Source organism: Pseudobutyrivibrio sp. AR14 (genome assembly GCF_900101325.1).
In the GTDB taxonomy this organism is placed as follows: Bacteria; Bacillota; Clostridia; order Lachnospirales; family Lachnospiraceae; genus Pseudobutyrivibrio.
Genome location: NZ_FMUY01000008.1, coordinates 130,359 through 139,806 on the forward strand (window position 1 = coordinate 130,359; position 9,448 = coordinate 139,806).

Below are 9,448 nucleotides of genomic sequence, written 5' to 3' on the forward strand. Positions count from 1 at the left end.
AATAAAAAGCCATAATTCCTCCTTTATCAACTAAGTCAATAAAGCAATGAATTATGGCTTGAAAACATAATAAAATATAAATAGTTATTCTCTATTTTTTATCTCAATATAAGACTTCACGACTTCTATGAGTTTATCATAGTCCATCACCCCGGTATCGAGGCAGAAGTCATAATTTCTGGCATCGTTCCAATCTCGGCCAGTGTAGTACCTATAGTAATCAGCACGATGCTTATCGATGGCATGCATCCTCTTTAAAAGTTCCTCGTCTGTTCCACTTACCTGCTTACGAAGTCTAGCTAAGCAATCCTCTTCAGAAGCATAGAAGAAAAGTGAAAGCACATAAGGTCTATCCCTAAGAATATAATCAGCGCATCGTCCTACAAAGATACAACTCTGTGTGTTGGCAATTCGCTTGATAACATCTGCCTGAAGCTCAAACAGATTGTCATCGGAAGTAAATGCTGCGTACTCAGGTGTAAGTGGCATTCCTTTGTACTTGCCTTTAGTTGAAAGGAAAATCTTTCGTACTGTTTCATCCACCTGGCCAAACAGCTCTTCATTGATTCCACTCTGGTCCGAGGCCATTCGCAGAATCTCTCTGTCGTATACCGGAATCCCCAATTCCTTCGACAGCTTCTTAGCAAGGGTCAAACCACCAGAACCGTAACTACGCGCAATAGAAATAACTAGCTTCTTCTCCTCCATACTAGCCCCCCCTTATTATTTGCAATCCTATACCAATAGTCTTAGTAACAATCTAATTGCCTCTAAGATATCCCCATATAGAACTGCATATTCTACTCGCCCAAGTATGCCTTTTTGATAGAGTCATCATTAAGTAGGTCCTTAGCATCTCCAGAAAGAACAACATTACCTGTCTCAAGTACATATGCTCTATCTGCAATAGCAAGAGCCTTTTTAGCATTCTGCTCTACCAAAAGTACTGTGGTGCCTGCGTCAGAAATAGACTGTATGATTTTAAAAATCTCATCCACATAGATAGGTGAAAGTCCCATTGATGGCTCATCCATAAGTACGATTTTAGGATTGCTCATAAGGGCACGACCCATTGCAAGCATCTGCTGCTCTCCACCTGAAAGTGTGCCAGCCAGCTGATTCTGTCTCTCCTTAAGTCGTGGAAAACTCTCGTAAACCTGCTCTAATGTCTTAGCTATTTCTGTCTTGTTACTTCTAGTATAAGCTCCCATTTTCAAGTTTTCAAGCACTGTTAATCCAGGGAAAACTCTACGTCCTTCAGGCACATGAGCCATACCCATAGACACTATTTTATGACCTGGAATTGTTGTAATATCAACGTCATTTAAAAGTACTTTACCTGAGTTAGGAGAAAGCATACCGGAAATAGTCTGAAGTGTTGTTGTCTTGCCTGCACCATTGGCGCCTATAAGAGCAATAACCTCACCTTCATTTACCTCAAAGCTGATTCCTTTGAGAGCTTGTATAACTCCATAGTTTACAACTAAATTCTCAACCTTTAACATTTTCTAAATCCTCTGTTTTATTATTCTCCAAGATAAGCCTTAATAACCTCTGGATCATTAAGTACTGTTGATGTCTCTCCCTGTGAAAGTACACGTCCAAAATTGAGCACTGTAAGCTTCTCACATATTCCAGATACCAGCTTCATATCATGCTCAATCAAAAGAATTGTTACACCAAATTCTTTTCTAATAAGAGCTATTGTGTTCATCAAATCCTTGGTCTCATTTGGATTCATACCAGCAGCTGGCTCATCCAAAAGAAGAAGTGAAGGATTGGTTGCAAGAGCTCTTGCAATCTCAAGCTGACGCTGCTTACCATATGGAAGATTTGAAGCTAAAACATCAGCCTCCTTATCAAGTCCAAATACAGATAAAATCTCAAGTGCCTTTTTATCCATTTCCTTTTCTACAGAAAAGTACTTTGGAAGTCTGAGTATACCTGTACCTGTGCCATATTCAAAAGAATTATGAAGTCCAATCTTTACATTATCAAGAACTGACTGGTCTCCAAAAAGTCTAATATTCTGGAATGTTCTAGCAATACCTGCCTTGTTAATGTCAGCTGTCTTCTTTCCTGTAATGTCCTTGCCATCAAGGAAAATCTTGCCATCTGTAGGCTTATAAATACCTGTAAGCATATTGAAAACGGTAGTCTTACCTGCACCATTTGGTCCAATCAAACCGTAAAGCTCGCCCTTTTCAATATTAAGATTAAATTCATCAACTGCTCTAAGTCCACCAAAGGAAATGCCAAGAGATGATACTTCAAGTAAACTCATTACTGCACCTCCTTTTTCTTTTTGCCAAATTTCTGAGTAACAGCTGCTGCTGTAAACCCATGCTTTTCACGCCATTTTAAAATACCTGGTGCCCAGTTAAATAACATAAGTACAATAAGTACTACAGAATAAATGAGCATACGATAATTCTGCATTCCTCTCAGAAGCTCTGGGAGCAAATAGAGAACTGCTGTTGCAATGACAGAGCCTCGGAAATTACCGATACCTCCAAGTACAACATATACCAAAATCATGATAGACATGTTGTAACCAAAAGTATTGGTTGTTGCCTGAAGTGAGCTGATGTTGTGAGCAAAAAGCACACCACCAAGTCCTGCAATTGCTGCTGATAATGTAAATGCTATCAGCTTATATTTTGTAATTGGAAGTCCAACTGTCTCAGCTGCAATCTGATTGTCTCGGATAGCCTGCACTGCACGTCCTGTTCTTGAATGTACAAAGTTGTATGTAAGAATCAAGACAACAATAAGGAGTATCACGGAGATAAGGAATGTAGACTGGCGAGGGGTACCTGTGACACCCTGAGCACCATTTACAATTACCTGTCCTCCTGGCTCCATGCCAAGTGAAAGCATATCCTTGATTGAAAAATGAATTCCATTTCCATCAATTCCTACGTAAAGAGTGTTGATTACATTTTTAATAATCTCGCCAAATGCAAGAGTTACGATTGCAAGGTAATCTCCACTAAGTCTAAGAACTGGAATAGCAATAAGGAATCCAAACAATGCTGCCATAGCTGTTCCAATGATAAATGCCAAGATAAAACGTGGTACATCTGGAATAGTGTTCATAAATACCTTTGAGAAAAATGCTGATGTAAATGCACCAACGCACATAAATCCTGCATGTCCAAGTGATAATTCTCCAAGATATCCAACACAGAGATTAAGTCCTACTGCAACAAGTGAGAAGGCACATACAGGAACCATAAGTCCTCCCATAAGAGAGCTAAGATTGCCTGTGGCTTCCATGATTGTTACCACTAAATATAAAACAATGATTATACCGATTGTTGTAAGTAATTTTTGTGTAGATTTATTAAGATTTTTCATAGCTGCCACCTACACTTTCTCTTTTGTTTGCTTGCCAAGAATTCCTGTAGGTTTAACAAGCAACACTATAATAAGTACTGCAAATACGATAGCATCAGCAAGCTGACTTGAGATGTATGCCTTTGCAAGATTTTCAATAATACCAAGTAAAAGTCCACCAATCAATGCTCCTGGAATAGAACCAATTCCTCCAAATACCGCAGCGGTAAATGCCTTGATACCTGGCATAGAGCCTGTGTATGGTGTAAGAACTGGATAAGAACTGCAAAGCAATGCACCCGCAATGGCTGCAAGTCCTGAACCAATTGCAAATGTAAGGGAAATAGTTCCGTTTACATTGATTCCCATAAGTGTGGCTGCATCTCTATCTTCTGATACAGCTCTCATAGCCTGACCTGGCTTTGTGTTCTTAACAAACCACATCAAAGCTACCATGATAATTAAACAAGTAATAATAGTAATGATAGTAACACCTGTGATTTTAAGCTGTCCGCCTGCAAGTGTAATACCCTGCCATGTGATTACTGAAGTAAACGAAATAGGATTAGAGCCAAAAATCAACAGCGCCATATTCTGCAAGAAGTAGCTGACGCCGATTGCTGTAATCAGTACCGCTAGGTTTGTTACCTTTCTAAGTGGCTTGTATGCCACCTTTTCTATAAGCATTCCAAGAGCTGTACAGCAAATGATTGAAATCACTATTGAGACCACTACTGGCATTCCAGAACCTGTCATTGTCATGAATACCAAATAAGCTCCAATCATGATTACATCACCATGGGCAAAGTTAAGCATCTTAGCAATACCATAAACCATGGTATATCCCAAGGCGATAATCGCGTATACACTTCCTAAGCTTAAGCCGTTAATCAAATAGGTTAAAAATCCCATAACCTAAACTTCCTTTCAAAAAAAATTAAATACGATGCAAAGAAATCACAGATGGATTTCCCCACATCGTCATTGATGTATCTATATTCAGTAATGATATATCCGGCAGTAGATAACAAACTTTATCCCTATCCGTAGCTATCAAGCTCTAAGTATTGCTGCAGTTCACATGTAGTGAACGAAAGCAATATCTTAGGCTTGAGAGCGTAACGGTTGGGGAAAGTTTGTGAGCGTAACTGCCCACCATTATTTACTCAGCTGATACATAACCGCCATCTTTGATGATGACAGCCTTTGGTGCCTTTGATACTTCGCCGGCATCATTCCATGTCATATTCTCACCTGTAAGTCCGTTGTAATTAACCTGCTGGATCTGTGCAATAAGTGCATCACAGATTTCTTCGTTAGAAGCATCTGGTGTAAGGCCTGCTGCCTCGATAGCTTCCTTTAAGATGTATACTCCATCGTAAGCATCTGCTGCGAACTGGTTAGGTGTACCACCAAACTTCTCCTCGTAGCTTGATACGAATGACTTTGTTGCATCATCTGTTGCATCTGCTGCGAATGGTGTAAGAAGATATACACCCTCTGCAAGGCTAACATCGAAGTTCTCAACACCAAGTAATCCGTCGAAACCATCTACACCGAACATTACTGGGTCGTAACCAATCTGGTCAGCCTGTGTAAGTACTACTGAACCTTCCTGATAGTAGAATGGAAGGAATAAAAGGTCTGCACCGGCACTCTTACACTTGTTAAGCTGTGTAGTAAAGTCTGTCTTGTTATCCTGTGTAAATGACTCTGTAGCTACAATCTCAAGACCCTTTGCCTGTGCCTCTAATGCGAAGTTCTGATATACACCTGAAGAGTATGGATCAGAGCTATCATAGATTACACCGATTTTAGTTCCAAGATTGTTGTCTGCAATGTAGTCTGCTGAAACAGTACCCTGGTTAGGATCTGAGAAGCAAATCTGGAATGTATTGTCATTTCCCTCTGTTACACTAGTAGATGAAGCTGATGGTGTAAGCTGGAAAATTCTGTCATTGTTTGTCTCTGCTGAAACAGCTGCGCAGGCACCAGATGTAACTGTACCCTCGAGAATCTGCATGCCCCAATCCTTAAGTGTGTTGTAAGCATTAACAGCCTTCTGAGCATCTGCCTCATCATCCTGGAAATTAAAAGCTATCTGGTATCCGTTGATACCACCCTCTGCATTTATCTCATCTACAGCAAGCTGAATTGCATTCTCAACTCCCTGTCCATACTGAGCAGCACCACCTGTTACAGGGCCGATGCCACCAATCTTCCAAACAAGCTCTCCTGAAGTATCTACATTATCTGATCCTGTAGAATTACCGCTATTACCACAGCCTACGAGTAAAGCAGTCGCCATTGATGCGCTAAGCGCAAGACTAAGAAACTTCTTCATGTCTATTTCCTCCTGTACTTGAAAATCCCATTCCCCAATCAGATTTTCACTTTTTCGCTTTATCGCTTTAAATTCTAAAACCCCTCGATTAGACTATGATAAAACTTGTTTGTTAAATCGTCAATAAAAACTTTCACACTTTAGTTTGTTAATGTGCCCTATTGGTAAATCTTCCTCATCTAGGGTAAGTTGTCCAAAAGATGTGCGCTTCAATTCAAGGACTTCCCTGCCTACTGCAAAGAACATTCTCTTTACCTGATGGAACTTACCTTCATGGATTGTAATATAGCAGGTATTACCGCCCTCATACTTGACTGTAGCAGGCGCCGTAAGGTCTCCCTCACCGATTCGTACTCCAGCCTCAAGAGCTGCAATATCCTCAGCAGAAAGCTGTCCATCTAACGTCACAAAATATGTCTTATCCACATGCTTCTTAGGCGATAGTAGCTCATGGGCCAGCTTGCCATCATTTGTAATTAAAAGAAGACCGGTAGTATCCTTATCAAGTCTTCCTACAGGTGCTAATCCCTTTGGAGCATCAGGACATTTTTCATAGAACAAATCCATAACTGTCCTATCGTGGGCATCTTCTGTGGCAGTTATTAGTCCCTTTGGCTTATTCATTACATAATAAGAAAACTTCTGATAGGTGTATTCCTTGCCCTGATAAGAAATCACCACTGCGTTTTCATCTACCTTGGTCTCTGGCTTTGTAGCTTTTTGACCATCTACAAAAATAAGGCCCTTCTTCAGAAGAGCCTTAACCTCAGATCTTGTTCCGATATTTAATTCTACCAAAAGCTTGTCTAATCGCATCAATATGAAATTACCTCATATCCTGTCTCTGTAACAAGTACCTGATATTCCCACTGAGCTGATGGCTTGCCATCAAGTGTGGAAACTTCCCAGCCATTGTTAGGGTCTGTTTTTATTTTCTGTGTACCCATGTTAATCATAGGCTCAATTGTAAACATAAAACCTGGAACTAATAACATCTCTGTACCAGGAAGTGTATTATAGCCAACCCATGGCTCCTCGTGGAACTCAAGACCTACTCCGTGGCCACCGATTTCTCTAACCACCTGATAACCATTGGCGTGAGCGTGCTTGCAGATAGCTGCTCCAACATCCCCTAGGAATCCCCAAGGCTTAACCTGCTCAAGTCCTAAATCGCAGCACTCCTTTGTAACCTCAACAAGCTTTCTTGTCTCTGGGTCAACATCGCCTATCATGAACATTCTAGATGAATCTGAAAAATATCCATCTAAAATTGTGGAACAATCTACATTTACTATGTCACCACTTTTAAGGATAACATCATCAGAAGGATAACCGTGACAAACCTGGTCATTTACTGATGTACATACGCTGTATGGGAAGCCCTCGTAATTAAGTGGTGCAGGGATACCTCCCATTTTAGTAGTTGTCTCATAGACAATTTTATCGATTTCAGATGTTGCCATGCCCTCGTGAATTGCCTCAGCTACAGCATCAAGGCATGCCATATTAATTACTGCTGACTGTCTAATCTTCTCAATCTGTTCTGGTGTCTTAATCAAATCGTGAGATGGAACTTTGTGTCCCTTTACCGCAAAGCTTTCGATTTTTCTATCGAAGGCCTCATGGCACTGCTTATACTTGCGACCACTTCCACACCAGCAAGGGTCGTTTCTATTTAATTTACTCATTGTTATTGCCTTTCTAATCTTCTTCCTTTTTCTTGTTCTCATTATTTAAACCATTAATGTAATTTAAATGAGTATGTGTCAGTGTAACATCCCCAAGAACAAATCTATTCCAGAGCTTGTTGTTTATTTTAATGGAATGTTGGCTTCTAATCTGCTCATAATAGTAGCCGTCATATTTGTATGCAGCCTGGCTAGGTCCCTTGTTAACGGCAAGATAGTTTTGGAACTTCTCTGCCACAGCGGCAAGTCTAATCTGCTCATTGATAGTATCCTGGTCGCATGGCAATTTATCCCACTGCTCATCGTATAGGTCTTCCCAGAAATCAGTAATGGCAAATTCTAAATCCCTCTCCTCATCTGCTGTAAGAGTATCCATACCGTCCTCTACTGCAAGCTGATAAAAAAGATGATCGTGAATAGCCATCTCCATCACAACATTTTTAGCCTCTTCTTGAATGAAAGTGTCATTAGTATGGAGGTTCCAGTAATCCTTTGGAGAATCTGGATTATAAATCCTAGCCTGCTCCTCCACCTTTCTCTCCTCAAAGAGAATGTAAAACGCCAAATCCTGATAAGTGACCTCTTCTCCGTCAATTGTAACTGCTACATCAGATAAATGCTCATTATAATCAAGCTTGTCCCTGTTAAAATTTACGTTAAGTAATACGTAGCCAACTACAGCTACGCATACTAATAAGACTATTGATTTAATCAGCTTTTGTTTTGTCATAGTACTCTTCTAATTGTAATGATTGAGTGACAGTTAACTGAACGGTAATTGGTAATACCAGTGGCTGTACTCTGGGCCTCAACAATTGTGCCTCCGCCCTGATAAATAGCTACATGACCTGGATAACATACAATATCACCCGGCTGCATGTAATTGTAGCTAACTTCCTGACCAACATTTCTAAAGGTACCAGAAGTCATACGGCCGCCATAAGTAATACCAAAGTTGGCAAGAACACCCTGTACAAAACCAGAGCAGTCACATCCACCGCCGAGGGAATTACCACCCCATACGTAAGGACAGCCTACATATTGATTAGCGAAAGAAACAACGCTTCCACCACTAACACCTGTTCTGTAACCCGGGTTTAAATCTCCATTAACATTGTAGCCAGAATAACCAGCTGAAACACTAGCTGTTGCAGTGCCTTGATTCTGAGCACGTGCCGCTGCCTCACGAGCAGCTCTAAGAGCCGCCTCACGAGCTGCAATTTCCTTGGCCTCTTTTAACTCAGCATCAAGATCATCCATCTCTCCACGCTTTGCATCAGCAACAGCCTCAAGCTCAGTCTCCTGAGCGGCCAGTTCTGACTTTGCTGATTCAAGCTCCTTTTTTTGGATATCAAGCGCCGCTGCAAGCTCCTCAATTTCAGCTATTGTAGCAATAAACTGATTGAGCTTTTCATCGTCATATTCATGTACGCTGTTGGCATAGTCAAGTCTGTTAAGAAACTGACTGATACTCCCTGACTCCATAAGCATCTCAAATACACTAGGGTCTGGAGTCTCATACATATATTTGATACGAAGCTTCATAGCCTCATACTGCTCATCACGGGCAGCCTGAGCCGACTGCAAAGCCTCTTCTGTCTCAGCAATCTCTGCCTCTGTGTCATCTATCTGGGCCTGAATCTCGGCTATCTGACTAACTACTGCATAAATATCCGAATCTATTGCATCTATCTCATCCTGTAATGCTGCCTGCTCTGCCTCAATCTCTGACACGGTTCGTGTAGCAAAAGAGATTGTAGAATCTGATCCAATAATGCATGCTATTAATCCAAAGCAACATGCTATTTTAGCTATTTTCTTGTATTTCATAACACTATATCTATCCTTCTATATCTAGTGCAAATTCTCATACTCTCTCTATATTATGATACAAGTTGTAGTGTGGCTTTTCAAGTTACTATTCACAGTTATAAATATTTAATGTTCAATTTTCGTCAAGCTTGCTTGTAAGAAAATTATCATTAAATATTTATAAACTGGAATCAGTGACTCCCCCTACATGAATAATGTTAAGTGCGTTAGCACTGAGAAAGAAGTCTGAAAGACTTCCATTATG

10 protein-coding genes are annotated in these 9,448 nt (G+C 40.5%); all 10 read right to left on the minus strand.

Features of this window, described 5'->3' with window-relative positions; genetic code table 11:
- Window positions 1-84: 84 nt before the first annotated feature.
- The 10 genes from BLP50_RS09185 to BLP50_RS09230 all read right to left on the minus strand — a co-directional run bounded on the left by BLP50_RS09185 (window position 85) and on the right by BLP50_RS09230 (window position 9,201).
- Window positions 85-708, minus strand: a complete 624-nt coding sequence (locus BLP50_RS09185) for a cytidylate kinase-like family protein (protein WP_090153942.1) — start codon at window positions 706-708, stop codon at window positions 85-87.
- A gap of 92 nt (window positions 709-800) precedes the next feature.
- Window positions 801-1,505 (minus strand): ABC transporter ATP-binding protein, encoded by a 705-nt coding sequence (locus BLP50_RS09190; RefSeq protein ID WP_090153944.1) that lies wholly within the window; start codon window positions 1,503-1,505, stop codon window positions 801-803.
- A 20-nt stretch (window positions 1,506-1,525) separates the two neighbouring features.
- The gene (locus BLP50_RS09195; RefSeq protein ID WP_090153947.1) at window positions 1,526-2,284 is read right to left on the minus strand and encodes an ABC transporter ATP-binding protein; all 759 of its coding nucleotides are present in this window, start codon (window positions 2,282-2,284) and stop codon (window positions 1,526-1,528) included.
- Window positions 2,284-3,360 carry a branched-chain amino acid ABC transporter permease gene (locus BLP50_RS09200; RefSeq protein WP_176753737.1) on the minus strand — a complete coding sequence of 359 codons (1,077 nt, stop codon included), beginning with the start codon at window positions 3,358-3,360 and terminating at the stop codon, window positions 2,284-2,286. The genes BLP50_RS09195 and BLP50_RS09200 overlap by 1 nt, the downstream gene beginning before the upstream one ends.
- A 9-nt stretch (window positions 3,361-3,369) precedes the next feature.
- Window positions 3,370-4,251, minus strand: coding sequence for a branched-chain amino acid ABC transporter permease (locus BLP50_RS09205; protein WP_090153951.1), 882 nt, complete (start codon window positions 4,249-4,251; stop codon window positions 3,370-3,372).
- Window positions 4,252-4,501: 250 nt separating this feature from the next.
- Window positions 4,502-5,683: an ABC transporter substrate-binding protein gene (locus BLP50_RS09210; protein ID WP_090153953.1), complete on the minus strand. Its 1,182-nt coding sequence runs from the start codon at window positions 5,681-5,683 to the stop codon at window positions 4,502-4,504.
- Between the two features lie 120 nt (window positions 5,684-5,803).
- On the minus strand, window positions 5,804-6,499 hold the full coding sequence (locus BLP50_RS09215; RefSeq protein ID WP_090153955.1) for a pseudouridine synthase: 696 nt from the start codon (window positions 6,497-6,499) through the stop codon (window positions 5,804-5,806).
- Window positions 6,499-7,371, minus strand: coding sequence for a methionyl aminopeptidase (locus tag BLP50_RS09220; RefSeq protein ID WP_090153957.1), 873 nt, complete (start codon window positions 7,369-7,371; stop codon window positions 6,499-6,501). Before BLP50_RS09220 ends, BLP50_RS09215 begins: the two co-directional genes overlap by 1 nt.
- A 13-nt stretch (window positions 7,372-7,384) precedes the next feature.
- Entirely contained in the window at window positions 7,385-8,101 is a 717-nt protein-coding gene (locus BLP50_RS09225; RefSeq protein ID WP_090153959.1) for a hypothetical protein, read from the minus strand.
- Window positions 8,098-9,201: a coiled-coil domain-containing protein gene (locus BLP50_RS09230; protein WP_090153962.1), complete on the minus strand. Its 1,104-nt coding sequence runs from the start codon at window positions 9,199-9,201 to the stop codon at window positions 8,098-8,100. The genes BLP50_RS09225 and BLP50_RS09230 overlap by 4 nt, the downstream gene beginning before the upstream one ends.
- Between the last annotated feature and the right edge of the window lie 247 nt (window positions 9,202-9,448).

Excerpts from the sequence above, each read along its gene's own strand:
- BLP50_RS09185 (WP_090153942.1), bottom strand. The coding sequence starts at position 708 with ATGGAGGAGAAGAAGCTAGTTATTTCTATTGCGCGTAGTTACGGTTCT.
- BLP50_RS09190 (WP_090153944.1), bottom strand. The coding sequence starts at position 1,505 with ATGTTAAAGGTTGAGAATTTAGTTGTAAACTATGGAGTTATACAAGCT.
- BLP50_RS09195 (WP_090153947.1), bottom strand. The coding sequence starts at position 2,284 with ATGAGTTTACTTGAAGTATCATCTCTTGGCATTTCCTTTGGTGGACTT.
- BLP50_RS09200 (WP_176753737.1), bottom strand. The coding sequence starts at position 3,360 with ATGAAAAATCTTAATAAATCTACACAAAAATTACTTACAACAATCGGT.
- BLP50_RS09205 (WP_090153951.1), bottom strand. The coding sequence starts at position 4,251 with ATGGGATTTTTAACCTATTTGATTAACGGCTTAAGCTTAGGAAGTGTA.
- BLP50_RS09210 (WP_090153953.1), bottom strand. The coding sequence starts at position 5,683 with ATGAAGAAGTTTCTTAGTCTTGCGCTTAGCGCATCAATGGCGACTGCT.
- BLP50_RS09215 (WP_090153955.1), bottom strand. The coding sequence starts at position 6,499 with ATGCGATTAGACAAGCTTTTGGTAGAATTAAATATCGGAACAAGATCT.
- BLP50_RS09220 (WP_090153957.1), bottom strand. The coding sequence starts at position 7,371 with ATGAGTAAATTAAATAGAAACGACCCTTGCTGGTGTGGAAGTGGTCGC.
- BLP50_RS09225 (WP_090153959.1), bottom strand. The coding sequence starts at position 8,101 with ATGACAAAACAAAAGCTGATTAAATCAATAGTCTTATTAGTATGCGTA.
- BLP50_RS09230 (WP_090153962.1), bottom strand. The coding sequence starts at position 9,201 with ATGAAATACAAGAAAATAGCTAAAATAGCATGTTGCTTTGGATTAATA.